Source organism: Rathayibacter sp. AY1E2 (assembly GCF_002932325.1).
Lineage (GTDB): Bacteria > Actinomycetota > Actinomycetes > Actinomycetales > Microbacteriaceae > Rathayibacter.
This window is the reverse complement of record NZ_PSVO01000032.1, coordinates 1-24,604: the sequence shown is the minus strand read 5'-3', so window position 1 is coordinate 24,604 and position 24,604 is coordinate 1. Positions and strand designations below refer to the sequence as shown.

Sequence of the window (24,604 nt, the reverse complement as noted above, 5' to 3'; positions counted from 1 at the left end):
AGGCTCGACGGCGTGACCGCCTCCGTCCCTGCCCCCCAGTCCCGGCCCCGCGACGTCGTCGGCATCGTCGGCCTCGTCCTCGCGATCGTCCTCGTCCTCGCGCAGATCGGGCGGACCGCGCTCACCACGGCCATCCCGGTCCTCGCGTTCCAGGGCGGCTACGACACCACGCAGATCGGGGCGCTCTTCGCCGCCCTCGGGGTCACGATGCTCGTGCTCGCGACGGCGACCGCGATCGTCGGCGTCATCGGCGTCGCGCGGAAGGACCGCGCCCGGCTGCTCTCGGCCGTCACGCTCGGCGTCGGCGCCAGCGTCGCGATCGTCGAGCTGGGAGCGCTCGTCGTCCCGCCCCTGGTCGGCCTCTCGCTCCAGTACTGACGAGGCCCGCCGAAGCGGATCCCTCCGCCCGCCCTCGCAGCATCCGCACGGCGCCGCGTCAGTTACCCGCGCTCCGCTGCGCCGCGACGGCCCTGCCGGCTCCCCAGCGATGCGCCAGGATGGGGGCATGACGACACGCGTGGACGGCCTCTTCGTCTACCCGGTCAAGGGCCTGACCCCGCAGCCGCTCCCCCGCGTCGAGCTCACCGCCGGCCGCGGCGTCCCCTTCGACCGCACGATCGCCCTCGCCCGCCCCGGCGGCGCCTACCGGCCCGGCATGCGGCACGGCATCTCCAAGCGCGAGTACTTCGTGCTCGTCGCCGAGGCGCGCCTCGCCGGCCTGACCACGCACCTCGACCCCGACAGCGGAGTGCTCACCGTCGACGTCCGCGGCCACCGGGTCCTCTCCGCCGACCTCGGCGCGGAGGACGGCCGGGCCGCACTGCGCTCCTTCGCCGCCCGCGTGCTCGACCTGCCGCCCGGCGTCGAGCCCGTGATCGCCCAGGACGCGGGGCGCCGCTACACCGACACGGCCCACAACTCCGACGTCGAGATGGAGTACGTCTCGCTGATCAACCTGGCGAGCGTCCGCGACCTCGCCGAGCGCACCGGCCGGAGCGTCGATCCGCTGCGGTTCCGCGGGAACATCCACCTCGAGGGGCTGCCCGCGTGGAGCGAGCTCGAGATGCTCGGCCGCGAGCTCACCGCGGGCGGGCTGCGGCTGCGGATCACGAAGGCCACCGAGCGGTGCGCTGCGACCGAGGTCGAGCCGGGCACCGGGCGGCGCGACCTGCCGGTCCCCCGGCTGCTGCACGAGACCTACGGCCACGAGCTCCTCGGCGTCTACGCGGAGGTCCTCGACGGCGGCACGCTCGGCGTGGGCGACGAGCTGGTGCTCCGTGGCTGAGCTGCGGCTCGTGGTGGCCGAGCGTGAGGCGCTCACCCCGGCCGTCACCCGCTTCGTGCTGCGACGCGAGGACGGCGCCCCGCTGCCCGGCTACTCGGCCGGCGCGCACCTCACGCTCACGACCCCCTCCGGCGAGCGCCGCAGCTACAGCCTCGTCGAGCCGGGATCCGCGGAGCCGTCGCACTACGCGATCGCGGTGCGCCGCGAGCCCGGGGGTCGGGGCGGATCGCGGAGCCTCCACGACGACGTCCGCGTCGGCGACGTCCTCTCCTCCGCGCCGCCCGCGAACACCTTCGCCCTCCGGCCCGCCGCCCGCTACCTCCTGATCGCCGGCGGGATCGGGGTCACCCCGATCCGCGCGATGGCCGCCGAGCTCCGGGCGCAGGGCTCGGCCGTGCAGGTCGTCTACCTCAGCCGCACCCCCGAGGACACGGCGTGGCTCGACGAGTTCTCCGCCGACGGCTCCCTCGTGCACCACAGCGCGATCCACGGCCGGCTCGACCTCTGGCCGCTCGTCGCCGCGCCCGACGACGATGCCCGGATCTACTGCTGCGGCCCGTCCGCGCTGATCGACGAGGTCCTCGCTCTCACGATGCACTGGCGGCCGAGCCGGATCCACGTCGAGGACTTCACGGGCGTCGACGCCGTCGGCGACCGGGCCGTCCCCTTCGCCGCCGTCTGGGAGCCGACCGGCGCCGTCGTGGACGTCCCGGCCGACCGCTCGCTCCTCACCGCGCTCCGCTCCTCCGGGATCGACGTCGACTCCTCCTGCGAGTCGGGCACCTGCGGCACCTGCCGCCTGCGCCTCGTCGGCGGGACGGCGGAGCACCGCGACCTGGTGCTGACCCCCGAGGAGCAGGACCGCTGGATCATGCCGTGCGTCTCGCGCTCCGCCGGCGGCGAGCTGGTCGTCGCCCCGGAATGACGGAGCGACGGGGCCGGGCCCCACGCACGCCGGCCGACACGCGTCGGCCGTCGTGTGACGCCGCGTGACGGGCGCCCGGCGCCCGGTCCCCTGCGTGCCTAGGCTCCCGGACGGGGGACCACGACCGTCACGACCGAAGGACTTCCGATGACCAGCACCTCCGTCCGCACCCAGCTCGACGAGTTCACCGTCGGCTTCGACGAGACGGTCGGCCCCGAGCTCGCCGCCGTCTTCTCCGGCGAGCGCGACGACCTCGTCGCCGCCGGCGCCCCGAGCGGAGCCGTCACCGCCGGCGACGCGCTTCCCGCCGCCTCCGTCGTGACCGTCGACGGCGACACCGTCGACCTCGCGGACGTCCTCGGCGCAGGCCCGGCTGTCCTCGTCTTCTACCGCGGAGCCTGGTGCCCGTACTGCAACATCACGCTCAAGCACTACAACGAGACCCTCGCCCCCGAGCTCGCGTCGCGCGGAGTCGCCCTCGTCGCGATCAGCCCGCAGACCCCCGACGGGTCGCGCGCGGCGGTCGCGGGCGGCGACCTGGGCTTCACCGTCGTCTCCGACCCCGGCAACACGCTCGCGAGCGCTCTCGGCATCGTCACCGCCCCCAGCGGCGACGCGCAGGAGGCGCACACCGCGCTCGGCTTCGCCGTGAAGGACAGCAACGCCGACGACACCCCGGCCGTCCCGTACCCGACCGTCCTGGTCGTCGACGCCGACCGGATCGTCCGCACGGCGGACGTGCACGTCGACTACACGACGCGCACGGAGACCGAGGAGATCCTCGCCGCTGTCGACGCGCTCTGACGCCTCCGCTCGCACCCCGAGCACGCGCGGCGGTCGAGCGCACCCCCTCGCCCGCCGCGCCGCCGCTCCCTAGGCTCGACCCGTGACAGCGGAGACGGACGTGCTCGTGGTCGGCGGCGGTCCGGTCGGACTCCTGCTCGGCGCGCTCCTGGCGCGGGCCGGAGTGGACGTGCAGGTGTGGGAGCGGCGCTCCTCGGTGCCGCGCGGCTCGCGGGCGATCGGCATCCATCCGCCGTCGCTCGACGCTTTCGCCGCGGTCGGTGCCGATGCTCCCGTGCTGGCCGAGGCCACCCGGGTCCGCGAGGGCGTCGCGCGCAGCCGGGGCCGCACCCTCGGTACGCTCTCGTTCGCACGCGCCTCCGCGACGCACCCCTACGTCGTCACCCTCGACCAGCACCGCACCGAGGCGATCCTCCGCGAGCGCCTCGAGGCGGCGTCCCCGGACGCGCTGCGCCCCGGGGTCGCGCTGATCGGCCTGCTCCGTCGCGGCTCCACCGTCGAGGCGACCGGCACCGGACCGGGCGGCGAGCCGGTCTCCGTCCGCGCCGCCTTCGTCGTGGGAGCCGACGGCGCCCGGAGCACCGTCCGCGACCTGCTCGGGATCCGCACCACCGGCCGCGACTACCCGGACCGCTACGTGATGGGGGACTTCGCCGACCCCGAGCCCGGCGGTCTCACCGGCACCGCGCTGGTCGACGTCGGCCCGGCCGGAGTGGTGGAGTCCTTCCCGCTGCCGGGCGGCCGGCGCCGGTACGTCGCCCTGAGCGGCCCCGACCGCTCCCTCGGCGCCCCCGCCTGGCGGCCCGAGGAGGCCCCCGATCAGGAGGCCGCGCGCGCCCTGGCCGCCGCTGTCCGCGACCGGACGGGCGCCGACGCCGACCCGGACACCTGCACGATGCTCAGCGGATTCCAGGTGCGGCGCCGCGAGGCCGAGCTGATGGGCGTCGGCCGCGTCGTGCTCATCGGCGACGCCGCGCACGAGATCAGTCCGATCGGCGGGCAGGGCATGAACCTCGGCTGGCTCGACGCCGCCGAGCTCGCCCCGCTCCTGGCCGGTGCCGTGCGCCGCGGCGAGGCCGGCCCCTGGCCCGGCTTCGCCCGGCGGCGCACCACCGCGGCCCGGCGCGCGGCGCGGCAGGCGGAGGCGAACATGGCGCTCGGACGCCCGCTCGGCACGCTCGCGCACCGCGGGCGCGAGACGTTCCTCCGCACCGCCCTCGCCCTGCCGACCTCGGACCTGCTCGCCCGCGTCTACGCGATGCGCTGGTCCTGAGGGCGGCCGGTCAGCCGACCAGCCGCGCGCCCGCCAGCCCGAGCTCGACCACCAGCACGAGTGAGGCCGCGATCACCAGCCGGAACAGGGTGCGCGTCGGCGGACCGGTCAGCACCAGGCGGATGCCCGCCGCGGCGAGCACGACCACCGCGAGGGTCCCGATCACCGCGAGCACCACGCCCGTCCCGCGCACCGGCTGGTCGCCGACGAGCTGTCCGACGAGCACGAGCAGCGCGGCGACCACCAGCGACCCGAAGGCGACGACTCCGGAGAGCCGCAGGCCGAGGCGGTGGGGGAAGCCGCGGACCCCGGTGGCCTCGTCGTCGACCAGGTCCGGGAGCACGTTCGTGCAGTGGATCGCGACGCCGAACACGGCGCCGGTCGCGATCGCCCACCAGGCGGGAACCCGGCCGTCGCCCGCCGCCACCGCCACCACCGGCAGCAGCCCGAAGGCGACCACGAAGGGAACGACGGACCAGACCGTGCGCTTGAGCCCCGCGTCGTAGGCCCAGCCCGCGGCGACCAGCACCAGGTGCGCGACCGCGGCGACCGGTCCGAGCAGCAGCGAGAGCACCACGGCGGCCGCGGCCGTCCCCAGTGCGGCGGTGCGGACGGCGCCCACGCCGATCAGCCCCTGCGCGACCGGCTTGTCGGTGCGCCCCACCGCGCGGTCGCGGTCGGCGTCGATCCAGTCGTTCGCGAGCCCGATCGAGAGCTGCCCGAGCAGCACGGCGAGCGCCACCAGCACGACCTGCCCGAGCGGATGCCCGGACGCCGCCGCGATCACGGTCGCCAGCACGGTGACCGTCGCGGTCGGCCCGGGGTGCGACGAGGCCAGCAGGAGTCGCACCCGGGACGTCATCCCGCCAGCCTACGGTCGCGGCGGCACAGCGGGGCGCCGGTCGCGCTCCCCGCCCCGGAGCGGGATCCAGTGTGGTCCGAGCGCGGCGCCCTCATCAGCCCGCGACGGGAATGGCCCGGGATGGGGCAGGGTTGCACCACCCGGCATCCCGACTCAGGAAGAAGGCCTCGTGGACCTCGTGCACTGGCTGTTCGACGCGCAGATCGTCATCGGCGAGCAGACCGTCCTCTGGCGGGAGGTCATCGGCAACGTCTTCGGGCTCCTCAGCGCCCTCGGCGGGATGCGGCGGAAGGTCTGGGCCTGGCCCGTCGGCCTCATCGGCAACGTGCTGCTGTTCACGGTCTTCATGGGCGCCCTGTTCGGCACTCCCAACCCCGTCAACCTGCTCGGCCAGGCCGGGCGGCAGGTGATGTTCATCCTGGTCAGCGTCTACGGCTGGTACCGGTGGACCCACCGCCCCGACGACGCCGCCACCCTGATCGAGCCGCGCTGGGCGTCTTGGCGCACCCGCGGCCTGCTGGTGCTCGGGATGGTCGGCGGCACCGCGGTGCTGACGCCCGTGTTCCGCGCGCTCGGCTCCTACGAGCCGGTCTGGAGCGACGCGTGGATCTTCGTCGGCTCCGTCCTCGCCACCTACGGCATGGCGAAGGGCTGGACCGAGTTCTGGCTCATCTGGGTGGCCGTCGACCTGGTCGGCGTGCCGCTGCTGTTCTCGGCCGGCTACTACGCGTCGGGGCTGATGTACGTCTTCTACGGCGCGTTCACCCTGGTCGGCTTCTTCGTCTGGATGCGGCAGGGCACCCGTCCGTCCGCCGCTCCGATCACGGTCGGCTAGCTCTAGCAGCCCGCCGCCGCCGGCGGAAGTGGCCGTGCGGGAGGCGCTGTCGGTGGTCCACTGGGAGCGGAGGCGCCCGCCTCCCCCACCCGGAACGGACGCCATGCTCTCCCTCGTCTACTCCAGCCGCACCTCCGCCGGCTTCACGGACGCCGACCTCCCCGCGCTGCTCGCCCAGTGCCGCGCGAACAACGAGCGCCTCGGCCTGACCGGCATGCTCCTGCACCGCGACGGCCGATTCCTCCAGGTGCTCGAGGGGCCGGACGCGGTCCTGCGCGAGCGGATGGCCGTCATCGCCGCCGACGAGCGCCACGCGCAGCTGCGCACCCTCCTCGAGGAGCCGATCCGGGAGCGGCTGTTCCCGGAGTGGTCGATGGCGTTCGAGTCCGCCGCCGACGCCGACGCCGCCGGGCTCCGCACCTCCTTCGACGACCTCGACGACGCCGAGGCCGAGAGCGCGACGCTCCCGGCCCTGCGCGAGCTCATCCGCTTCTTCCGCGAGCGGAGCTGGGCGGAGCTGGGCGGAGCTGGGCGGAGCTGGGCGGAGCTGGGCGGAGCGATACGGGACGCCGGGATCGCGGCCGGTCCGCCGCCGGAACCCGACGCCCGTCAGTCCTCCGCCGAGGGAGGAGCGAGCCGGTCGAGCCGCGCCAGGAGCGGGGCGAAGCCGTCGCCGAGCAGGGCGCTCAGCGGCTCGCCGAACCAGAACCGCCAGACGGCGTCGAGCTCCTCGCCGGTGATCCGTCCTCGGCGCAGGAGGATGCTCGCGATCGGGGCCGCCTCAGACGCGTACTCGTCGCGGGGAGCGCCGTCCTCGCGACCCGGCTCGAGTCCGTACGGATCGACCGCGTCCAGCTCCCGCAGGACGGCCGCCACCATCGCGTCACGGCGTTCCGCGGTCGCGCCGTCCTGATTCGTCGGTGCTCGGCGCTCCATCGCGAGAAGGTACCGAGCCCACTCCTCGTCCTCCATTCGTCGTCTCCGATCTCTCTGGATGCCGCGTTTTCTCGACGCCTTTCTCTTCTTTCGGCGCCGGCTCGTCGAGGCACGGGAGAATCGCCTCTCCGACGGCTTGTCATCCCCCCGCGAGAAAGGAGCGGAGGCCTTCCCGCGTCAGTCCCGAGGCGACGGCGAGCCGGTGCTCTCCGGCCCCGAGTCGGGCGGCTCCGCGGAGGGCCGCGGCCCTTTCTCCGCCCTCGCCGGAAGTCCCGCTCCGGAATGCTGCGAATTCCGCGGACACCTTATCGAGAGCGTCGACGACATCGCCGGACACGCTCTCCGGCGGCTCGCCGAGATCGATGCGCCAGCCTCTCCCGGACTTCTCGTCGCTGTCGTTCACACGCCGGAAAGTACCCCGGACCGCAAGGTGGCGCCTGTGATCGCCCGACGCCGTCGCGCCCCAGGGATCCGTCGTCGACTTCCGAGCGCACACGCCTCCCGGTCCGGAGAGGACGGCCTTCGAGGACTGTCCCGCGGACCTCGTCGCCGTGCTCCGCTCCGATGCGGCCTTCGCCTCGGCCGAGGTCTTCGACGGCTGACCCGACCGCGGCGACGACCCGCTGCGACGACCGCGGGGCGGAGGCGCGCATCGCGTCGTTCCTGCGCGCCCGCACCAGCGGTGCCGGAACGTCCGGCCGATCCGGGAGCGGCACCCGTCCGAGCCGTCGAGGTTCCGTCGGTGTGCAGGCCCCCGCGCCGAGGGACGTAAAGTGTGCTCACACGCGCCCGCGGACGGGCGAGCCGCCCGTGAGGGCGCCCCGGTCCTGCGTCGGAGGCGCCGATCACAGAGAGCCGCGGTGCCCGATGCCGGAAGACAAGCCCGCGTCGCGGGCGCCGAGCATCTACGACGTCGCCCGCGCGGCCGGCGTCTCGCACCAGACCGTCTCCCGCGTCCTGAACGACCACCCGAGCCTCCGCGCCGAGACGAAGAAGCGCGTGCTCGAGGTCATGGCCGAGCTCGACTACCGCCCCAACCTCGCCGCACGGGCACTGGTCACCAGCCGCACCCGCACCGTCGGCGTGCTGTCCTCGCAGAGCCTGCAGTACGGTCCGGCCTCCAGCATCCAGGCCATCGAGGTGGCGGCGCGCGACGCGGGCTACCTCGTGGTCACGGCCAACGTCGACGGCACCGACGGCGCGTCGATCCAGGCCGGGATCCGGCATCTGCTCAACCAGGCGGTCGAGGGCCTCGTGGTCGTCGCGCCGCAGATCCGCGTCTTCGACATCCTCTCCGGAGTCGCGCTGCGCATCCCGCACGTGACGCTGCAGACGAGCGAGGACGACCGCGACGACGCGCTCTACGTCGACCAGATGGCCGGCGCCCGCATCGCCACCGGGCACCTGATCGACCTCGGGCACACCGAGATCGTGCACCTCGCCGGTCCGCAGGACTGGATCGAGGCCGAGGCGCGGATGCGCGGCTACCTCGCCGAGCTCGACCACCGCTCGATCCCGCTGCGCCCGCCGCTGCTCGGCGACTGGAGCGCCGAGCGCGGCCACCGCGTGGGCCTCGAGCTCTCGCGCTTCCTCGACTTCACCGCGGTGTTCGCGGGGAACGACCAGATGGCGCTCGGACTGATGAGCGCGTTCCACGAGCGCGGGGTCCGCGTGCCGGAGGACGTCAGCGTCATCGGCTTCGACGACATCCCCGAGGCGGCGTTCTACTGGCCGCCGCTGACCAGCGTCCGCCAGGACTTCGTGGAGCTCGGACGCCGGTGCGTGGCCGCGCTGCTCAGCCTGATCGAGGGCGAACGGCCGGAGAAGGCGGCGCCGATCGCTCCGCAGCTGGTCGTCCGCGGATCCACGGCCGTCCCCCGGAGCGCGAGCGTCACCGCCTCGCGCTGACCGGCGGCCGCGACGCCCTCGCGCCGCGACCGCCCGCGATCACTCGCCGTGAGCGGCGATCGACACGTCGTTCCAGCGCTTCCAGGTCTCGAGGCGCGTCTCGTAGTCCGCCGTCGCGATGCCCAGCGGCGCGCGCCCGAAGAAGATCCGCAGCGGCGGCTCGTCCGCGTCCACGACCGCGAGGATCCCGAGGCGCGAGGCCCGCGGGTCGCCCTGCTGAGCGGCGGAGGGGCGTCGGCTCGCTGCCTCGCGGACCTCGTCGTACGCAGCGATCGGCTCGCTGCGCGACGCGGAGGGACCGGACCAGTCGGTCGAGTACCCGCCGGGCTCGACGAGGGTCACGTGGATCCCGAAGCCGGCGACCTCGGCGGCCAGCGACTGGGTGAGGCCCTCGAGCGCCCACTTCGACGCGTGGTACGCGCCGATCGAGGGGAACGCGCTGATGCCGCCGATGCTCGACACCTGGACGATGTGCCCCGAGCCCTGCTCGCGGAGGATCGGCAGCGCGGCCTGAGTGATCCAGAGGGCGCCGAAGACGTTGGTCTCGAGCTGCGCGCGGACCTCCTCCTCGGTGAGCTCCTCGATCATGCCGAAGTGCCCGTAGCCGGCGTTGTTGATCACGACGTCCAGTCGGCCGAACCGGTCGGCCGCGGCCTGCACGGCGGCGAAGCCGGCCTCGCGGTCGGTCACGTCGAGGGTCAGCGGGAGGAACGTGTCCGGGTAGTCCTCGACGAGGGCGTCGAGGGTCTCGATCCGGCGGGCGGTCCCGGCGACCGAGTCGCCGCGCTCGAGCGCCGCCTCGGCCCACTCGCGGCCGAAGCCCTTCGAGGCGCCGGTGATGAACCAGGTCTTCGTCATGGTGTGCGTCCTTTCGACAGTGCTGGACGCAACGCCGACAGCTCCGGCTCCCTTCCGGGGCCGGGGACCCTTGACAGCACCGCTCCGAGAGCGGACGACGCGCCGCGGGTGTCCCGTTACCGAGTCGAGACGTACGCGTTGACACGAACGGCGCCGTCGGGTCTAGCATGACGCAATGTGATCGCTCACATGGCATCACATCTCCGCCCCGATCCCGAGGGCGGCCCTGCATCCACTGCATTCAATGACGAAGGAATCACAGTGACCACAATGAAGCGCGCTCTCATCGCCGGCATCGCCGGCGGAGCGATGATCCTCTCCCTCGCCGCCTGCTCCTCCGGAACCGGTGGCGGCTCGGGCTCGGGATCCGGCGACGGCGGCCTCGTCGGCGTCGCGATGCCGACCAAGTCGTCCGAGCGCTGGATCGCTGACGGCAACAACGTCAAGTCGCAGCTCGAGGAGGCCGGCTACAAGGTCGACCTGCAGTACGCCGAGGACGACATCCCCACCCAGGTCTCGCAGCTCGAGAACATGATCACCAAGGGCGCCAAGGCCCTGATCGTCGCCTCGATCGACGGCACCACCCTCACGAGCGTGCTCGAGGAGGCCAAGGCCAACGACATCCCCGTCATCGCCTACGACCGCCTCATCCGCGACTCCGAGAACGTGGACTACTACGCCACGTTCGACAACTACAAGGTGGGCGTCCAGCAGGCCACCTCGCTCCTCGCGGGCCTCGGTCTCACCGACCTCACCGGCGCGAAGGCCGCCGACGCCCCCGCCGGCCCGTTCAACGTCGAGCTGTTCGCCGGCAGCCCCGACGACAACAACGCCACGTTCTTCTTCAACGGCGCGATGGACACCCTCCAGCCGTACATCGACGACAAGACGCTCGTCGTGAAGTCCGGCGAGACCGACTTCAACACCGTCGCCACGCTCCGCTGGGACGGCGAGGTCGCCCAGAGCCGCATGGAGGACATCCTCACCAAGACGTACTCCGACGGCTCCAAGGTCCAGGGCGTCCTCTCGCCCTACGACGGCCTCAGCCGCGGCATCATCTCGGCTCTGACCGACGCCGGCTACACCGTCGGCTCCGACTTCCCGATCATCACCGGTCAGGACGCCGAGCTCGACTCCGTCAAGGCGATCATCGCCGGCGAGCAGTACGCGACCATCTACAAGGACACCCGCGAGCTCGCCAAGGAGGCCGTGAAGATGGCCCAGGCCGTGCTCGAGGGCACCGAGCCCGAGGTCAACGACACCGACACCTACGACAACGGCAAGAAGGTCGTCCCGTCCTTCCTGCTCGAGCCGGTCATCGTCACCAAGGACCAGATCCAGTCCGTCCTCGTCGACGGCGGCTACTACACCGACGCGGAAGTGAACGGCTAGTCCTCTCTCCTCACCCGAGAAGGAACACCCCGGGAGGGCGCCCACTGGGCGCCCTCCCCCACTACGAAGGAAGGGAGGCGGCGTGACCTCGAACATCCTCGAGATGCGCGGCATCACCAAGACGTTCCCGGGCGTGAAGGCGCTCCAGGACGTCACGCTCAACGCACAGCGCGGCGAAGTCCACGCGATCTGCGGGGAGAACGGCGCCGGCAAGTCGACGCTGATGAAGGTCCTGTCGGGCGTCTACCCGCACGGCACCTACGAGGGCGACATCGTCTTCGAGGACGAGGTGATGCAGTTCTCCAGCATCCGCGACTCGGAGGCGAAGGGCATCGTCATCATCCACCAGGAGCTGGCCCTCAGCCCCTACCTCTCCATCGCGGAGAACATCTTCCTCGGCAACGAGGTGCGCGGCTTCGGCGGCCTGATCGACTGGAACAAGACCAACCAGGAGGCCGCGGCGCTGCTGGCCCGCGTGGGTCTGCGCGAGAACCCGACCACCAAGATCATGGAGATCGGAGTCGGCAAGCAGCAGCTCGTCGAGATCGCGAAGGCGCTCTCGAAGCGGGTCAAGCTGCTCATCCTCGACGAGCCCACCGCGGCCCTGAACGACGAGGACTCGGACCACCTGCTCGACCTGATCCTGCACCTCAAGGAGCAGGGCATCACGTCGATCATCATCAGCCACAAGCTGAACGAGATCAAGAAGATCGCGGACACCGTCACGGTCATCCGCGACGGCAAGACCATCGAGACGATCGCTCACGACGACGTCACCGAGGACCGCATCATCAAGGACATGGTCGGCCGCGACCTCGACCACCGCTACCCGGACCACACGCCGCACATCGGCGAGGAGATCCTGCGCGTGGTCGACTGGACGGCCCACCACCCCCAGGACCCGACCCGCGTCATGGTGGACAAGGTCAACCTGTCGGTCCACCGCGGCGAGATCGTCGGCATCGCCGGGCTCATGGGCGCCGGGCGCACCGAGTTCGCGATGAGCCTCTTCGGCCGCTCCTACGGCAGCCGCATCTCCGGCCAGGTCTTCAAGGCCGGCAAGGAGATCAAGATCCGCAACGTCTCGGAGGCGATCGCCCACGGGCTCGCCTACGCGACCGAGGACCGCAAGCACTACGGCCTCAACCTCATCGACGACATCAAGCGGAACATCTCGCTCGCGTCGCTCGACAAGGTCGCCCGCGGCGGACTCGTCGACGACAACCGCGAGTTCGAGGTCGCCAACGAGTACCGCGGCAGCATGAACATCAAGTCGCCGACCGTGCTCGCCAAGACCGGGAAGCTCTCCGGCGGCAACCAGCAGAAGGTCGTCCTGTCGAAGTGGATCTACTCCGACCCGGACGTCCTCATCCTCGACGAGCCCACCCGCGGCATCGACGTGGGTGCGAAGTACGAGATCTACACCATCATCAACCGGCTCGCGGCGCAGGGTAAGGGGATCATCGTCATCTCCTCCGAGCTGCCGGAGCTGCTCGGCATCTGCGACCGCGTCTACGCGCTGTCGGAGGGCCGGATCACGGGCGAGCTGCCCATCGCCGAGGCGACGCCCGAGGCGGTCCTCACCCTCATGACCCAGGAGAAGCAACGATGACCGATCTGCAGAACGAACCGTCCACCGCGGCCGGTGCGCAGGTGAAGCCCACCGAGAACGCCTTCACGAAGCGCCTCAGCCACGTGCTGGGCGACCTCGGCAAGAACGGCATCTTCATCGCCCTCATCGTGGTGGTGCTGCTGTTCGAGGTGATGACCGGCGGAATCCTCCTCCGCCCCCAGAACATCTCGAACCTGATCGTCCAGAACGGCTACATCCTGATCCTCGCCATCGGCATGGTGATGGTCATCGTGGCCGGGCACATCGACCTCTCGGTCGGCTCGGTCGCGGCGTTCGTCGGAGCGATCTCGGGCGTCTTCGCGGTCAACATGGGTCTCCCGTGGTGGCTGTCGATCATCCTCTCCCTCCTCATCGGCGCCCTGGTCGGAGCGTGGCAGGGCTTCTGGATCGCCTACGTCGGGATCCCGGCGTTCATCGTGACGCTGGCGGGCATGCTGATCTTCCGCGGCCTGGCGCTCGTCGTCCTCGGCAACGCGAACATCGGCTCCTTCCCGACCGAGTACCGCGCGCTGGGCAACGGCTTCCTCACCGACCTGTTCGGCGAGACCGACCTCGACCCGCTGTCGCTCGTCATCGGCGCGCTCGCGATCGTCGCCTTCGCCGTGCAGTCCGTGCGCACCCGCCGCGGCCGCCAGAAGTACGCGCAGAGCGTCGAGCCGGGCGCCTGGTTCGTCACCAAGCTCGTCCTCGTCTCCGTCGTGATCGCGGCCTTCTCCTTCGCGCTGGCCACCTTCAAGGGCATCCCGGTCACCCTGATCGTGCTCGCCGTGCTCGTCCTGATCTACGGCGTGGTCATGAACCGCTCCGTCTTCGGCCGTCACGTCTACGCGATCGGCGGCAACCTGCACGCCGCGGAGCTGTCCGGCATCAAGACCCGCAACGTCACCTTCTGGCTGTTCGTCAACATGGGCGTCCTCGCGGCGCTGGCCGGCCTCGTCTTCACCGCGCGACTCAACCTCGCCGGCCCGAAGGCGGGCGACGGCTTCGAGCTCGAGGCCATCTCGGCCGCCTTCATCGGCGGCGCGGCGGTCCAGGGCGGCGTCGGCACCATCGGCGGCGCGATCATCGGTGGCCTCATCATCGGCGTCCTGAACAACGGCATGTCGATCATGGGCATCGGCATCGAGTGGCAGCAGGCGGTCAAGGGCCTCGTGCTCCTGCTCGCGGTCGCCTTCGACGTCTACAACAAGCGCCGCTCGGGCGGACGCTAGGCCCTGCGGTCGTGCCCGACTGGTCGCGGTTCCTGCCGCTGAGCACCGGGCCCTCGGTCGACGAGACGGGCGTCAGCAACGACTGGCGCCCCCTCGTCGCCGAGAGGCTCGACCGCCTCGCCGTCCTGGCCGCCTCGCCCTCCACCACGGAGGGCGAGGCGGCCAGTGCCGTCTCCCGGGACGCCCTGCTCGGAGAGCTCGTCGTGCGGCTCTCGAGCAGCACCGGCCAGCGCCTCGCGACGCGGATGGGCGCCCGCGAGGCCTCCTCCCCTCCCCCTGCCGCCGAGATCGCCCCGGCCCTGGCCGCTCTCGCCTCCGCTCGCCGCGCCGGCGCCGGTCCCCGCTCGGTCGCCGAGCTGGTCGAGGTCGTCCGCGTCGAGCTCGCCCTCTCCCCCGAGCCGCTCGCCCTCTCCTCCCGCATCACCGGCGGGGTGGCCCTGGACCGCCTGCAGCGCGCGCCGCTCGCGATCCGCGCCGCCGTCCGCGGTCGCACCCTCGCTCCGACCGACGCGGAGTGGGAGCTCGGCTCCGGCCCCGCCCTGCGCGTGCCGGCCGACGCGATCCTCCGCTTCCTGCTCGGCCTCGGGCCCTTCCCCGCCGAGCCGACCGCCTAGGCGGCGCCGCCACCTGCCCCCGGGCGGAGGCGGCGCCGCGCCGGTCGTAGCATCGGAGGATGACGCGCTCACTGCCGAGAAGCACCCCGTCCGCCCGCTCCGTCGACGCCGAGGGAGTGCTGGCCTTCGTCGAAGGGGTCGAGGCCGCTCCCGGCGTCGAGCTGCACGGCCTGATGGTCGTGCAGGGCGGCGACGTCGTCGCCGAGGGCTGGTGGGCGCCGTACTCGGCCGAGCGGCTGCACCTCTTCTACTCGCTGAGCAAGAGCTTCACCGCGACCGCCGTCGGCTTCGCGGTCGCCGAGGGCCTGGTCGACCTGGACGCCACCGTCCTCTCGTCCTTCCCCGAGCTCGACGACGAGATCACCGACCCGCGCTCGCGTGCGATCCGCGTCCGCCACGTCCTCGCGATGGCGAGCGGCCACTCCGCCGAGACGATCGACCGTGCCGAGGAGACGGACCCGGCCGACCTGGTGCGCGGCTTCCTCCTCCTCCCGCCGGAGCAGGAGCCGGGCAGCGTCTTCGCCTACAACCAGCCCTGCACCTTCGCCGCCGCCGCGATCGTGCAGCGCGTGAGCGGGCAGTCGCTGACCGACTACCTGCGCCCGCGCCTGCTCGATCCGCTCGGCATCGGCGAGGTCGCCTGGCATCGCGACGACTCGGGGCGCGAGCTCGGCTACAGCGGGCTGCACGCCACCACCGAGGCGGCCGCTGCGCTCGGACTGCTGTACCTGCAGGAGGGGCGCTGGGGCGACCGGCGGATCCTCTCGCCGGAATGGGTCGCCGAGGCGTCCCGCGCGCACGTCCCGACCCACGAGGACGGCGGACCGGACTGGCAGCAGGGCTACGGCTTCCAGTTCTGGCGGTCGCTGCACGGCTACCGCGCGGACGGCGCGTACGGGCAGTTCAGCCTGATCGTGCCCGAGCACGAGCTCGTGATCGCGCTGACCGGCCAGACCTCGGACACGCAGACGCTGCTCGCGCTCGCCTGGGAGCACCTGCTCCCCGCCGTCGGCCGAGGGTCCACGGCGGAGGCCGACGCCCGGCTGGCAGACCGGCTGTCGGAGCTCGCCCTGCCCCCGCTCGAGGGCGCCTCCCCCGCGACCGGGAGCTACACGCCGGTCGGATCGTGGCCCGACGCCGTCGAGGTGACGGCCGACGAGGGCGGCTGGACGCTCGCGCTGATCGAGGGCGACGAGCGCTTCGCCGTGACGCCCGGCGCAGGAGCCTGGACCGTCGACGGGCCGTTCGCGGCGAGCGCCGGTCCCTCGGGCGACGGCGTCCTGGTCGACGTCGTGTTCCTCGAGACCCCGCACCGCCTGCACGTCGAGCTCGCTCCCGACCGCACCGCCCGCGTCCGCTGGGAGACGGAGCCGCTGCACGGCGGCCCGCTGGCCAGGCTGCGCGCCCCGCGCTGACGGCAGGGCCCGCTCCGCTCATCCGTCGCGGACGCCCGTCCGCCCCTCGGGGACGGGCCGTTCGCGACGGATCGAGAGGGGTCGCGCACGGCCGTGCGGACCGCGCGCATCAAGCGGTGCTCACCGGGGGTCGACCGCAGCCTCTACTTCCCGTCGATCCGGCCGAGGGCGGCCCCGTGGTGTCGGAAGGCGTCCCGCGCGGCGCCCCAGCTCCGCGGATCGACGCCGAGCGCGGTGCGGAGGTAGGCGGTGCTCAGCCGCTGCAGCGCGGCGACGCGCTCGGGGTCCGCGTCGGTCGTCTCCGCCACCGAGTCCCCGACGATCCCGCCGAGCGAGTGCTCCGCACCGTGGAGGGTCAGCAGGTCGGAGGCGCCGGGGCTGTGCGTGAAGGCGTCGGTGAACCAGTCGGGGCCGCGCCGCGACATCCGCGACTGGTCGCGGTCGCCCGCGACGACCAGGGTCGGTGTGGTCAGCTCGGCGAACGAGGGCCGCAGGAAGGGGAAGTGCTCGCGGGCGAACGGCACGAGGTCGTCCCCGGCGAGCCCGGTCGCCGCGAGCAGGATCCCGGCGCGGACCCGCTCGTCCGAGAGGTCGGCTCCGGCGGTGCCGTCGTCGTCGAGGACGCGGGCGCCGAGGAGTGCCTGCGCGGTCTGCCCGCCCCAGGAGTGGCCGGCCACGGCGATCCGGGCGCGGTCGATCCGTCCGGCGAGGCCGGGGACGGCCGCCTCGAGGGTGTCGAGCTGATCGAGGGAGCGGGTCAGGTCGGTGATCCGCTGCGTCCAGATGCTCGGGAAGACCGGGTGGTCGAAGCCGAAGCCGTTGCGGCGGGAGTCGAGGTGGGTGGGCTGGATCACGACGAAGCCGCGGGACGCCCAGAAGGCGGTCAGCGGGGCGTAGCCGTCGAGATTCCAGCCGTTGCCGTGCGAGAACAGCACGACGGGCAGATCCGACCCCGTCGTCGGGGCCGAGAGGCGGACCTCGAGCGGGACCGGGCGGCCGGGGGCGTCGAGCGCGACCGGAGCGAGGGAGACGACGGGGGCGCCGGGTCCGACGACGCGGTCGAGGGAGTCGAGGAGCGGAGTGGGCACGAGGGTCCTTCCTGGGGGGCGGCGCTCTGGCACAATCGTCGGAGCGCTGCTCCGGAACATTGTGGAGCACTGCTCCGGAACATTGCGGAGCGCTGCTCCGGAACGTGGTGGAGCTGCGCTCGGAGACATTACGGAGCGCCGCTCCGAAAAGCAAGGAGAACCGATGAGCGACCGTGCGCCCCGCACGCCCGGCCGACCGCGGACGAGTCGCGACGCTCTGCTCGCCGCCGCGGCGACGGTGTTCGTGGCCTCCGGCGTGGACGCGCCGGTCCGCGAGATCGCGGCGGAGGCCGGCGTCGGCATGGGGACGATCTACCGGCACTTCCCGACCCGCTCGGAGCTCGTGGTCGCCGTCTACCGCCACCAGGTCGAGGCCTGCGCGGAGGCGGGCCCACGGCTGCTCGCGGACAGCGCGACTCCGGAGGCAGCCCTCAGGGCCTGGGTCGCCCACTTCGTCGACCTCCTGGTGACCAAGCACGGCCTCGCCGGTGCGCTCCAGGGCGACAGCGCCGGATCCGACGCCCTGCACGCCTACTTCGTGGAGCGGCTCGTCCCCGTCTGCGGCGACCTGCTCGAGGCGGCACGACCCGCCCGGATCCCGGCGTCGAGTCTCAGCGGCTACATGCTCCTCAAGGGCATCGGCAACCTCTGCATCGGCGCCGCCCACGATCCGGACTACGACGCCGACACCCTCGTGCAGGCCCTCGTCACCGGAGCGCTGCAGGCGGATCAGCCCTGATCGCCTCCACGGTCCGCTCGACCGCGTCCTCGACCGCCGCCCTGCGGCTCGCGTCGTCCTCGCGCTCGGACTCGTGGACGAAGACGGCTGCGCCGCGCCGGGCTCCGCAGTAGTCGATGATCCCGTGCTGGATCTGCGTCAGCAGCGCCTGCTCGTAGCCGTGCCGCTCGTAGGTCCCGGCGGAGTCCCCCGCGACGAGGACGAGGTGGACGGTCAGAGCGCCGAGCCTGCGCTGCGTGCCGTGGACGGGGTCGATGTCGAAGGCCCAGCCGGCGAGGAAGACGCGGTCGATCCAGCCCTTCAGCAGCGCGGGCATCGACCACCAGTAGACGGGGAAGACGAGCACGAGGTGGTCGACGCCGTCGAGCCGGCGCTGCTCGCGGAGGACGTCGTCGGGAACCGGGCCGACACCGCGGTAGCGGTCCCGGTCGGCCGCGCCGAACCGCGGGTCGAAGCCCTCGCTGTCGAGGTCGGCCGTCTCCACTCCGTCGGGGCCGAGCTCGTCCCGCAGCCGCCGGGCGAGGGCGGCGGTGAGGGAGTCGCGGTCGGGGTGCGCGGTGACGAGGAGGGTGCTCACCGCTCCAGTGAACCGCACCCGCCCTGCGGCACCCCTGGCAGGATGACCCGGTGACTCCGCACCGCTCCCCCCGCCGCCCCGACGTCGTCTCCGTCGAGCTCGTCGGTGGACCGGAGCCGCTCGAGCTCGCCCTGCACGAGTACGACCCCGAGTGGTCCGCCCTGTTCGAGGAGCACCGGCGGCGCATCCTCGGGGCCGTCCCGGGCGTGCGGGTCGAGCACATCGGCTCGACCTCCGTCCCGGGCCTGCCCGCGAAGCCGATCGTCGACGTGCTCGTCGTCGTGCCCGACGTCACGGCGGAGGAGGACCACGTCGCGCCGCTGCTCGCGGCCGGCTACGTCCTGCGCACCCGCGAGCCCGGGCACCGGCTCGTCCGCACGCCCGGACGGGACGCCCACGTCCACATCTACGAGGAGGGTCATCCCGCGATCGACGCGTACCTCCTCCTGCGCGACCGGCTGCGCACCGACCCGGCCGACCGCGAGCTCTACCGCAGCACGAAGGCGTCTCTCCTCCTCCGGCGCTGGGAGGACGGGAACGACTACGCCGAGGCGAAGTCCGCCGTGATCGCGGCCATCCTCGAGCGCGCGAGATCCTCGCAGCCCTGAGATCGATATCGGAAGAACTGAGCGGGCTCGACAGCGCTCGCCAGGCGGTCGGCGGCTAGGCCGCACCGCACGTTCGATCGCCTCGAGCCCTCCGGCTCGGGGGCGATCGCGGTTCGGGCGTCGGAGCTTCCGAATGTCCATATGTGAAAACCTAGGGGTATTAGGATAAACGCGTGCCCCGTCGCTCCCTCACCCGCTCCGCCGTCATCGATCGCGCCGCCGCGATCGCCGACGCCGATGGTCTCGCCGCCGTGACCCTGGCCGCCGTCGCCCGCTCGCTCGAGGTGCAGACGCCGAGCCTCTACACGCACGTCCGCGATCTCGCCGCACTCCGCGACGGCGTCACGGTCCTGGCCCTCGACGAGCTGTCCGACCGCATCGCCGTCGCGATCGCCGGACGCTCCGCCCGGGAGGCGCTGGACGGCTTCGCCGACGCCCACCGCTCCTTCGCGCGCGAGCGGCCGGGCCTGTGGGAGTCGCTGCAGCGCACTGCGGGGCCGGACGCGGTCGCCGCCCCGGCCGCCCGCCGCGTCGTGCAGCTCACAGATGCGGTCCTCCTCGGCTACGCGATCCCCGCCGAGGACCGGGTGCACGCCGTCCGAGTGACGGGCGCCGCTCTGAACGGCTTCCTCACCCTCGAACGGCTCGGGAGCTTCGCGCACAGCAGCCCGACCCCCGCGCAGTCGTGGAGCGAGCTCCTCGCCTGCCTGCACTTTCTTTTCAGCCACTGGACCCGCCGGAAGGACATCCCCGCATGATCAGCACACCCCTCACCGAACGGCTCGTCCACGGCGCGATCGAGCTGGAGGAGGTGCCCCGCGGAGTCCGGCCGCACCGCCTCCCCCGCGCGGTCCGCGAGCGCGATGCGGATGCGCAGCTCCTGCTGATGGAGGCGCAGCCCTCGGGTGTCCGGATCTCCTTCGTCACCGAGGCGCGACGGATCGAGCTCGACGTGCACGCGACACGGGTCGCCTATCGGGGGCTGCCCCGGCCGCGCGGCGCAGTCGACGCGGTCGTCGACGGCGAGATGACCGCCTCCCACGCGCTCACCGGAGGCGACGCGATCGAATTCGACCTCGCGACCGGTGACCGGGCCCTCCTCCCCGGACCTCTCGACACGGTCGGGCTCGACCTCCCGGCCGGGCCGTCTCGCGTGGAGCTGCTCCTCCCGCACAACGAGGCGGTGGACCTCGTGGCCCTGCGGTCCGACGCACCGCTCGAACCCGCGCCGCTCTCCGGCCCCGTCTGGCTGCACCACGGCAGTTCGATCAGCCAGGGCTCGAACGCGGCGCGCCCCTCGGGCATCTGGCCGGCCGTGGCCGCCCGGGCGAGCGGCGCCCGCCTGGTGAACCTCGGCTTCGGCGGGAGCGCACTCGTCGACCCCTTCACCGCTCGCGTGATGCGGGACACTCCTGCCGACCTGATCAGTGTCGCGCTCGGCATCAACCTCGTGAACCTCGACGGCATGCGCCGCCGCACCTTCGTGCCGGCGGTGCACGGCTTCCTCGACACGATCCGCGAGGGCCATCCCGCGACGCCGCTGCTCCTCGTCACTCCGCTCTTCTGCGGGATCCACGAGGACACGCCGGGGCCGGGCGACGTCGATCCCGCGTCCTTCACGACCGGGGCGCCGCGCTTCGTCGCGACCGGCGACCCGGGCAACACCGCGAACGGACGGCTGACCCTGCGGATCGTCCGCGAGGCGCTGGCCGAGGTCGTCGCCGCGCGCTCCGACGACCCGGACCTGCGACTGCTCAACGGGCTCGCGCTCTACGGGCCGGACGACGCCCAGCGGCTCCCGCTCCCGGACGGCCTGCACCCAGATCCGGAAGCGCACGAGCTCATCGGCCGCCGGTTCGCGGAGCTCGCCTTCGGCCCGGGCGGGGCGTTCGCGCCGGAGCGCTGAGCGGCCAAGACGGAGCCCGGGCGGCCGTCCGACGCCCGGCCGTCGGTCGATCAGGATGTTGACGTCATCAGAGCCTCGTGGAAGCCTGATGTTTGCGTGAACATGCGCGAAGTCCTCGGTGCAAAGGAGCACAGCATGACGTCTCGACCACGAACGGCCGCCGCGGCGGTGGCCGCGCTGCTCGTCGCAGCACTCCTGGGGACAGGAGCGCAGTCGGCCTCGGCCGCCGTGGCCACGGATCCCGACGACGGAGTGCCGCGCACCTCGACGCCCGTGACCTACACCGACTACCCGGCGGTCCAGGACCCGGGCAGCACCGCGGCCGGCTACTTCCAGCCCTACTGGTACGACACCGACGGCCGCCACATCCAGGCGCACGGCGGCCAGATCGTCACCGTCGAGGAGGGCGGTCAGCAGGTCCAGTACTGGTACGGCGAGGACCGCACGAAGGGCTACTGGAACAGCCCCGGAGTCGCGGTCTACCGCTCCACCGACGGCCACAACTGGGAGAACAAGGGCACCGCGCTGCGCAGCGTCTCGACTCCGGCCGACCTCGAGGCCCCCTACTTCGACGCGCTCTACGACACCGTCGACGACTCCGGAGCCCCTCGCGCCGACCGCATCGCGGAGCTCGACTACCACCTCGACACGACGCAGGCCTCGCCGAACACCGCCATCTTCGAGCGCCCCAAGGTCCTCTTCAACGAGAAGACCGGCAAGTGGGTCATGTGGTGGCACTCCGACGGCCGCATCACCCCGGGTGGCAGCACCTATGCGCGCTCGATGGCGGGAGTCGCCGTCTCGGACAGCCCGACCGGGCCCTTCACGCTCCAGGGCGTCTACCGCCTCTACAACCGCACGGACTACAAGTCCTGCACCACCTCCGCCGTGCCTGGCCAGGCACGGGACATGACCGTCTTCCAGGACGAGGACGGCACCGCGTACATCTCCTACTCCTCCGAGGAGAACTACTCGCTCTACGTGGCGAAGCTGGACGCCGACTACACCAATGTCGAGCGGACCACCACGACCGACACCCTCGATGCGAACCAGTACTCGGCCGACGGGACGTACCCCTACGTCTTCGCCGACGGTGCGGCCGGAGCACCGGTGCGCGGCACCGACTTCCAGATCGTCAAGGAGTGCGGACACCTCGAGGCGCCCGCGATCTTCGCCAACGGCGGCAAGTACTACACGATCGCCTCCGGGGCGACCGGCTGGGCGCCGAACCCGCAGACCTACTACACCGCCGACTCGATCCTCGGCGCGTGGACCCGCGGAGTCGAGAAGGGCGACGCCGACGAGAACGTCGCCTACAACGCGATCCCGGAGGGCGGCGACGGCCTGCTCTCGATCGGCGACTCCCGCAAGACCACCTTCGGCTCGCAGTCGACGAACGTCCTCACCCTCGCCCCCGGGAAGTACGTCTACATGGGCGACCGCTGGAACGAGGGCAAGTCGGACTCGACCTACGTCTGGCTCCCGATGACGGTCGGTGAGAACGGCCGCCTCGAGATGCGGAATCCGGCTCAGGAGGACCCGGCGCGCTGGGGATCCGGCTGGAACCTCTCCTACTGGGACGACAAGGGGGTCGGCGAGGGCGTCTGGTCGGTCGTGGACGCCCGTCTGCCGAAGCAGGTCCGCCGCGGCGCCGACATCGCCGCCGCGCTCCCCTCGACGGTCTCGGTCTCGAGCAACGGCTCGACCCGCGACGTCGCCGTGACCTGGGCCGCCCCCGGCCCCGCCGAGCTCGGCACGGTGCAGGTGACGGGCACGCTCGCCGCCGACGCCGGATTCTCCTCCGGCCGCCGCTTCACCCGCACGATCGAGGTGGCGGAGCCGGGCATCGCGAACCTCGCTCCCGGAGCCTCGGTCGCGGTCTCGAGCCGCACGGACCTCGCCGGCAAGCTCATCGACGGCGACGTCAAGGGCAAGGGCTGGGACGACTGGTCCTCGGCCGGCTACCCGCGCGACAGCCGCCTCTCCTTCTCCTGGGGCGCGGCGCAGAACCTCGACTCGGTGACGGTCAGCACCTACAAGGACGGTGCGACCGCCACCTGGCCCTCGAGGATCGAGGTCGAGTACCAGGTGAACGGCGCATGGACGACCTCCTCGGTCGCCACCACCCTCAGCCAGGCCGCGACCGGATCCGCCCCGACGGCGATCCTCGACCTGTCCTCCCTGCCCGACACCACGGGCCTCCGCCTGCACCTCACCAGCGCGGCGAACACGTGGCAGTCGGTCTCGGAGGTGCAGATCTGGGGCACCGCGCCGCCGACGAACGTCTGCCGCGTCCCCGGAGCCGCGGTCTCGGCGTCGTTCAGCCAGACGAAGTACGCGACCCTCCCCGCGAAGAACGCCTGCGACGGCACCGTGAGCACCCCCTGGTCGACCTGGACCGACGGCACCTTCGCCGGCAGCGCCGAGTTCACGCTGACGAACACCGAGGCGCACCGCGTCGCCGGGCTCACCTTCACCAACACCGAGGGCACCCTGGCGTCGGTGAGCGTGGCCTATCGCGCCGAGGACGGCACCTGGAAGCCGACCACCGCGCAGAACGTCGCTCCGGCGGCGAACGGCACGCTGACCACGATCCCGTTCGCGGCGGTCTCGGCCACCGGCCTGAGGCTGACCTTCTCCACGCCGGGCTCGTTCCTCAAGATCGGCGAGATCGTCGTCCCCGAGGCGGCCGCCCCGGCGCTGACGGTGCCGGTGACCGTGACGTCGCGCTGCGTCGCCGGGAAGGCGGTGCTGACGGTCCTCGCCAAGAACGGCGGCACCGCTCCGATCGACGTCGCGATGGCCTCGGCCTACGGCTCGAAGACGGTCACCGCGGTGGCCGCGGGTGCGAGCGGATCGGCCGCGTTCACCACCCGCCTGGCGAGCATGCCGGGCAGCCAGGTGACGGTGACCGCCACGGCGGGCTCCGAGACCCTCGCGCAGACGGTGGGCTACCCGGCCCGCGTCTGCTGAGCGCACGGCGGCCGGTCGACCGGCCGTGACGGAGGAGGGAGTGCCCGCGGGCGCTTCCTCCTCTGCATGTGCGGCACATCATCCGAGGCGCAGGGCGAGTGCGGGCTCGAGGCGCGCGGCTCAGGGCTCCAGATGCCGAAGGACGTGCCGGGCCTGGGCGGGAGCGCCGTCACGTCGATCTCCGCGGGCGGGAAGGAACAGCCGCTCCCCCGCAGGCGCTCCCCGAGAAGGAGATCGGTAGCCTGATCGATCCGGCTCAGCGCCGCCTCGTCGAAGAGGTGGGCGCACGAGCACGGCCGAGCCCCGCTGGCGCGCTCCGCGGCACTCCACCCGGAAGCGGGGGTGCAGAGCACTTCGCGCTCCTGGTAGTAATCACAGGCGGGCGCATCGCAGAGCCCGCAGAACTGGACCGTCCGTGACCCGCACCACCCGCGCTCTCGCCGCGTTCGTCCCGACGACGACCCTCGTGCTCTCCGTGGTGTTCGCCTCCGCCGCACTCGCGCCCGAGGCGATGACCGCCCCGGAAGCGGTGTCGACGCCGACCGCCGCCTCGCCCGCGGAGGATGCGGCGCCGACTGCGGACCCCTCCACTCCCGGTGCGGTATCCGGCGCCTCCGACCGCCGCTCCTCGAGCCCCTCCTCCGCGGATCCCGTCGAGTCCGCGCAGCCGACGACCGGCTCCTCCCCCGCAGACCGGCCCGCCACAGACCCGCCCGCCGCGGACCGGCCCGCCGACTCCCCCACCGCCACCCCACCCGACAC

The 24,604-nt window shown here is 72.6% G+C and carries 23 protein-coding genes and 1 pseudogene; 19 read left to right on the top strand and 5 right to left on the bottom strand.

All coding sequences use genetic code 11. The annotated features are described in order from the left end of the window. From C5C49_RS17150 to C5C49_RS15705, 5 genes are all read left to right on the top strand, one after another. Positions 1-378, top strand: a 378-nt coding sequence (locus tag C5C49_RS17150; protein WP_181135792.1) for a hypothetical protein, incomplete at its 5' end; no start/stop codon positions are given. Positions 379-505: 127 nt separating this feature from the next. After that, the gene (locus C5C49_RS15720) at positions 506-1,285 is read left to right on the top strand and encodes an MOSC domain-containing protein (RefSeq protein ID WP_181135791.1); all 780 of its coding nucleotides are present in this window, start codon (positions 506-508) and stop codon (positions 1,283-1,285) included. Continuing rightward, entirely contained in the window at positions 1,278-2,210 is a 933-nt protein-coding gene (locus C5C49_RS15715; RefSeq protein WP_104346537.1) for a PDR/VanB family oxidoreductase, read from the top strand. Before C5C49_RS15720 ends, C5C49_RS15715 begins: the two co-directional genes overlap by 8 nt. A 147-nt stretch (positions 2,211-2,357) precedes the next feature. Continuing rightward, complete coding sequence (locus tag C5C49_RS15710; protein ID WP_104346536.1) at positions 2,358-3,014, top strand: peroxiredoxin-like family protein; 657 nt, start codon at positions 2,358-2,360, stop codon at positions 3,012-3,014. Positions 3,015-3,096: 82 nt separating this feature from the next. Further along, positions 3,097-4,287 carry an NAD(P)/FAD-dependent oxidoreductase gene (locus tag C5C49_RS15705; protein WP_104346535.1) on the top strand — a complete coding sequence of 397 codons (1,191 nt, stop codon included), beginning with the start codon at positions 3,097-3,099 and terminating at the stop codon, positions 4,285-4,287. 10 nt (positions 4,288-4,297) lie between these two features. Here C5C49_RS15705 and C5C49_RS15700 read toward each other — a convergent pair whose 3' ends face one another. After that, positions 4,298-5,149 (bottom strand): UbiA family prenyltransferase, encoded by an 852-nt coding sequence (locus C5C49_RS15700; protein ID WP_104346534.1) that lies wholly within the window; start codon positions 5,147-5,149, stop codon positions 4,298-4,300. 169 nt (positions 5,150-5,318) lie between these two features. On the opposite strand from C5C49_RS15700, the gene pnuC reads away from it, so the two are divergent. Together pnuC and C5C49_RS15690 are read left to right on the top strand one after the other, a co-directional pair. Further along, entirely contained in the window at positions 5,319-5,984 is a 666-nt protein-coding gene (gene pnuC / locus C5C49_RS15695; protein ID WP_104224989.1) for a nicotinamide riboside transporter PnuC, read from the top strand. 103 nt (positions 5,985-6,087) lie between these two features. Next, complete coding sequence (locus C5C49_RS15690) at positions 6,088-6,897, top strand: BLUF domain-containing protein (RefSeq protein WP_104346533.1); 810 nt, start codon at positions 6,088-6,090, stop codon at positions 6,895-6,897. Between the two features lie 162 nt (positions 6,898-7,059). Here the strand turns inward: C5C49_RS15690 and C5C49_RS16795 are convergent, their stop codons facing one another. Beyond that, positions 7,060-7,323, bottom strand: coding sequence for a hypothetical protein (locus C5C49_RS16795; protein ID WP_146084904.1), 264 nt, complete (start codon positions 7,321-7,323; stop codon positions 7,060-7,062). A gap of 464 nt (positions 7,324-7,787) precedes the next feature. Here C5C49_RS16795 and C5C49_RS15685 point away from each other — a divergent pair, with 464 nt between their 5' ends. Continuing rightward, entirely contained in the window at positions 7,788-8,828 is a 1,041-nt protein-coding gene (locus C5C49_RS15685; protein ID WP_104238236.1) for a LacI family DNA-binding transcriptional regulator, read from the top strand. Between the two features lie 39 nt (positions 8,829-8,867). Here C5C49_RS15685 and C5C49_RS15680 read toward each other — a convergent pair whose 3' ends face one another. Next, positions 8,868-9,686 carry an SDR family oxidoreductase gene (locus C5C49_RS15680; RefSeq protein ID WP_104346532.1) on the bottom strand — a complete coding sequence of 273 codons (819 nt, stop codon included), beginning with the start codon at positions 9,684-9,686 and terminating at the stop codon, positions 8,868-8,870. Between the two features lie 270 nt (positions 9,687-9,956). Here C5C49_RS15680 and chvE point away from each other — a divergent pair, with 270 nt between their 5' ends. The 5 genes from chvE to C5C49_RS15655 all read left to right on the top strand — a co-directional run bounded on the left by chvE (position 9,957) and on the right by C5C49_RS15655 (position 15,951). Then, entirely contained in the window at positions 9,957-11,078 is a 1,122-nt protein-coding gene (chvE, locus tag C5C49_RS15675; RefSeq protein WP_104227397.1) for a multiple monosaccharide ABC transporter substrate-binding protein, read from the top strand. Between the two features lie 82 nt (positions 11,079-11,160). Then, positions 11,161-12,690, top strand: a complete 1,530-nt coding sequence (gene mmsA / locus C5C49_RS15670) for a multiple monosaccharide ABC transporter ATP-binding protein (protein ID WP_104256398.1) — start codon at positions 11,161-11,163, stop codon at positions 12,688-12,690. Continuing rightward, positions 12,687-13,922 carry a multiple monosaccharide ABC transporter permease gene (mmsB, locus tag C5C49_RS15665; RefSeq protein ID WP_104227395.1) on the top strand — a complete coding sequence of 412 codons (1,236 nt, stop codon included), beginning with the start codon at positions 12,687-12,689 and terminating at the stop codon, positions 13,920-13,922. The genes mmsA and mmsB overlap by 4 nt, the downstream gene beginning before the upstream one ends. An 11-nt stretch (positions 13,923-13,933) precedes the next feature. After that, positions 13,934-14,536, top strand: a complete 603-nt coding sequence (locus C5C49_RS15660; protein WP_104234507.1) for a hypothetical protein — start codon at positions 13,934-13,936, stop codon at positions 14,534-14,536. A gap of 59 nt (positions 14,537-14,595) precedes the next feature. Then, positions 14,596-15,951 carry a serine hydrolase gene (locus C5C49_RS15655; protein ID WP_104346531.1) on the top strand — a complete coding sequence of 452 codons (1,356 nt, stop codon included), beginning with the start codon at positions 14,596-14,598 and terminating at the stop codon, positions 15,949-15,951. Between the two features lie 143 nt (positions 15,952-16,094). Here the strand turns inward: C5C49_RS15655 and C5C49_RS15650 are convergent, their stop codons facing one another. After that, on the bottom strand, positions 16,095-17,039 hold the full coding sequence (locus tag C5C49_RS15650; protein ID WP_258068485.1) for a chlorophyllase: 945 nt from the start codon (positions 17,037-17,039) through the stop codon (positions 16,095-16,097). 163 nt (positions 17,040-17,202) lie between these two features. Here C5C49_RS15650 and C5C49_RS15645 point away from each other — a divergent pair, with 163 nt between their 5' ends. Then, entirely contained in the window at positions 17,203-17,778 is a 576-nt protein-coding gene (locus tag C5C49_RS15645) for a TetR/AcrR family transcriptional regulator (RefSeq protein ID WP_104346529.1), read from the top strand. Here C5C49_RS15645 and C5C49_RS15640 read toward each other — a convergent pair. Continuing rightward, the gene (locus tag C5C49_RS15640) at positions 17,747-18,355 is read right to left on the bottom strand and encodes an NAD(P)H-dependent oxidoreductase (protein WP_104346528.1); all 609 of its coding nucleotides are present in this window, start codon (positions 18,353-18,355) and stop codon (positions 17,747-17,749) included. The two genes, C5C49_RS15645 and C5C49_RS15640, sit on opposite strands and share 32 nt — an antisense overlap. A gap of 50 nt (positions 18,356-18,405) precedes the next feature. On the opposite strand from C5C49_RS15640, the gene C5C49_RS15635 reads away from it, so the two are divergent. The 5 genes and pseudogenes from C5C49_RS15635 to C5C49_RS15610 all read left to right on the top strand — a co-directional run. After that, a complete protein-coding gene (locus tag C5C49_RS15635) occupies positions 18,406-18,963 on the top strand; it encodes a GrpB family protein (protein WP_104346527.1) in 558 nt (185 codons plus the stop codon). Positions 18,964-19,136: 173 nt separating this feature from the next. Continuing rightward, positions 19,137-19,721 (top strand): TetR-like C-terminal domain-containing protein, encoded by a 585-nt coding sequence (locus C5C49_RS15630; protein WP_104224976.1) that lies wholly within the window; start codon positions 19,137-19,139, stop codon positions 19,719-19,721. Then, positions 19,718-20,869, top strand: coding sequence for a GDSL-type esterase/lipase family protein (locus C5C49_RS15625; RefSeq protein WP_104346526.1), 1,152 nt, complete (start codon positions 19,718-19,720; stop codon positions 20,867-20,869). The genes C5C49_RS15630 and C5C49_RS15625 overlap by 4 nt, the downstream gene beginning before the upstream one ends. A gap of 135 nt (positions 20,870-21,004) precedes the next feature. Next, positions 21,005-23,842, top strand: coding sequence for a family 43 glycosylhydrolase (locus tag C5C49_RS15620; protein WP_104346525.1), 2,838 nt, complete (start codon positions 21,005-21,007; stop codon positions 23,840-23,842). Positions 23,843-24,257: 415 nt separating this feature from the next. Next, a pseudogene (locus C5C49_RS15610) lies at positions 24,258-24,604 on the top strand (hypothetical protein); the annotation flags it as partial.

Coding starts and splice junctions, on each gene's coding strand:
- C5C49_RS15625 (WP_104346526.1), top strand. CDS start 19,718: ATGATCAGCACACCCCTCACCGAACGGCTCGTCCACGGCGCGATCGAG.
- C5C49_RS15720 (WP_181135791.1), top strand. CDS start 506: ATGACGACACGCGTGGACGGCCTCTTCGTCTACCCGGTCAAGGGCCTG.
- C5C49_RS15685 (WP_104238236.1), top strand. CDS start 7,788: ATGCCGGAAGACAAGCCCGCGTCGCGGGCGCCGAGCATCTACGACGTC.
- C5C49_RS15645 (WP_104346529.1), top strand. CDS start 17,203: ATGAGCGACCGTGCGCCCCGCACGCCCGGCCGACCGCGGACGAGTCGC.
- C5C49_RS15690 (WP_104346533.1), top strand. CDS start 6,088: ATGCTCTCCCTCGTCTACTCCAGCCGCACCTCCGCCGGCTTCACGGAC.
- C5C49_RS15655 (WP_104346531.1), top strand. CDS start 14,596: ATGACGCGCTCACTGCCGAGAAGCACCCCGTCCGCCCGCTCCGTCGAC.
- C5C49_RS15680 (WP_104346532.1), bottom strand. CDS start 9,686: ATGACGAAGACCTGGTTCATCACCGGCGCCTCGAAGGGCTTCGGCCGC.
- C5C49_RS15710 (WP_104346536.1), top strand. CDS start 2,358: ATGACCAGCACCTCCGTCCGCACCCAGCTCGACGAGTTCACCGTCGGC.
- chvE (WP_104227397.1), top strand. CDS start 9,957: ATGAAGCGCGCTCTCATCGCCGGCATCGCCGGCGGAGCGATGATCCTC.
- C5C49_RS15620 (WP_104346525.1), top strand. CDS start 21,005: ATGACGTCTCGACCACGAACGGCCGCCGCGGCGGTGGCCGCGCTGCTC.
- C5C49_RS15700 (WP_104346534.1), bottom strand. CDS start 5,149: ATGACGTCCCGGGTGCGACTCCTGCTGGCCTCGTCGCACCCCGGGCCG.
- mmsB (WP_104227395.1), top strand. CDS start 12,687: ATGACCGATCTGCAGAACGAACCGTCCACCGCGGCCGGTGCGCAGGTG.